The 2,270-nt window shown below is 32.6% G+C and carries 2 protein-coding genes; both read left to right on the top strand.

The window, feature by feature from the left end; genetic code table 11:
• On the top strand, window positions 1-1,958 hold a 1,958-nt coding region (locus ACY2V1_RS04170), incomplete at its 5' end, for a fibronectin type III domain-containing protein (protein ID WP_461833540.1).
• A 25-nt stretch (window positions 1,959-1,983) separates the two neighbouring features.
• A partial coding sequence (locus ACY2V1_RS04165) for a hypothetical protein (protein WP_461833539.1) occupies window positions 1,984-2,270 on the top strand: 287 nt, incomplete at its 3' end.

Raw genomic sequence — 2,270 nt, 5'->3', positions numbered from 1 at the left:
GTGATATTAATTTTTCCAAAAGTCCCAATTATAAAAAACTAAAAAAAATTTTTAAAAAGAATCCAGATTTTGATGGAATATTGACAATAAGTGTATATAGACTTTCAAGTTTTAATATTGCCTTTGCTCAGTATTACAAAATGGATGGAGAAATTTGTTTGTATACTCAAGAGAAAAAATTAGGTTGCTGGCGAGAAACTGCAACGAGAAAAAAATTGTCCATAGCAACCGATCCATTAGGAGCTATTGCTACAGTTGTATCTTCAGTTGTCAGTAGTGAAGGAAATGTAAATATAAAAAATGTAATTTTTGATTGGGCATTTAAGATATCCAGTTTAATACCAAGTTTTTCTAGTGCTGCAAAAAAACCTAAGATTCTTAGAGTGGTAACAAATGTATCTAATTCTACTTTTAAAATCGGTGATAAGATTATGGTGGGATTAGAAGGTACATCTGGAGGCAAGGCCTATTTTGATGTGGATCCTCTTATTAAAAAGGTGCCAATGGCAGAGGTCCAAAATGGGATATATAAGGGAATGTATATAGTACGTGAAGGAGATTCTTTAAAAAGGGGTATAATTTATGTTCATCTTGAAAATGAGCAAGGCGAGAGGCGTGACTGGATGGAATCTTCCCCCCTTGTTCGTATTGATGGTATTCCTCCTAAAGAAATTAAAGATCTATCTTCTGTTATAAACAAGGATTCAATAGTCCTTAAGTGGACCACCACAGATACTGACACAACTAAATTTGAGATCTACAGGAGTAATAAGCCCTTATCTGATTACAAAAAAATAGCAGAAGTGTCAGATTTCTCATGGACTGACACCAGTGTGAAAACTGGTGAGGATTATTTTTATAGAATTGTAAGTTTGGATAAGGTAGGGAATAAGTCAAAACCTGTTCAAATTGGACCTCTTTCCCTTCCGGTTTTTACTGAAAAAAAATTGCCTGATATAATTGTTTCAAATATAAATAAAGGAAAATATTTTATTACCGGAACAAGCACCATACCCTTTGGCTCAAATGTTGTGATAGGACCCAATGTGGACATTGAATTTAGGAATAATTCTACATTAAAGGTGCAAGGAAATTTAACTATAAAATCCAGTTTTATCCACTCAAATGATACAAATAGTACAAAAAAAATTTTGGTAGATGAAACTGGTAATTTGGCAATGTCTAGACTCAAGATTCAAGGCATATCCCATATTTATGTAAAGGGGAATGTTGATGCTGAAAATTTGTATATTTTAAAAGGATATACCGGATTAATTATAGAATCCATAAGTCAGGCCAAAGTTTCAAATTCCACATTTAGAGAACTTAATACTGCTTTAATAATAAAGGATGGGAAGGTAAAAATAACTAATTGTAATTTTGAAAGAAATAAGTTAGCTATAAAAATTAATAGAGGAAATATTGACATGGTATATAATAATTTTATTGATAATAATATGAATATTGAAACTAAAACTCCCATAAAAATAAAGTCAAATTTTTTAGGTTCAATCAATCCTTCAGAATTTCGCCTTAAAGGGGATGTAGAGGTGGTGTCATTTTTGTCAGGCCCATACCCTAATGGAAAAGAGATCACCATGAAAGAGTTGATTAACGATGCGAAAAACAAGGCTCAAGAAGCGATTTCTTTTTTAAATAAGGGTAATTATGGCAAAGCAGTGGAGATTTTTAAAAAAGTGGTTCCAATTTACTCAAATGCGAGTATATATATTTATTACATATATTCCCTTTCAATGATTCAAGATCCATCAATTGAAATTGTTATAAATAAGGCTATAGAAAAATACCCATATGAAACACGTATTTACCAGATAGGAATAAGGTATTTTCTCCAGATTAATAAAAAGGAAAAAGCAAAAAAATTGTTGGAAAAAGGGCTTAAATTAAATCCAAATAGTCCTACATTGCAGTCAATGAAGGTATTTTTTAATCCTTAAATAAAACTAAAAGGAGGAAAGGCTTATGAAGAGTAAATCTATTTTCATGGGTGTGTTGTTCTTTTTATTGATTGGTTCACCCTTACTAGCGAGGACTATTGTTGCTATTGGGGAAGGACAAACAAGACAGGCGGCTATTAATAATGGTATTAGGGCAGCAGTGGAGGAGGCTCTTGGCTCACTGGTTACTTCAACATCCAATGTTTCTCAGGGAAAGTTGATTTATGATCGGATTACCTCAGCCAGTGCCGGCTATGTGAAGAGTTATAATGTGATTGCAGAAGGTAAAGACCCTGTAACTGAGGTTTATAA

The organism is Desulfothermus sp. (assembly GCF_053993635.1).
The sequence above is the reverse complement of the archived record's forward strand: the minus strand, read 5'-3'. Positions and strand labels throughout refer to the sequence as shown.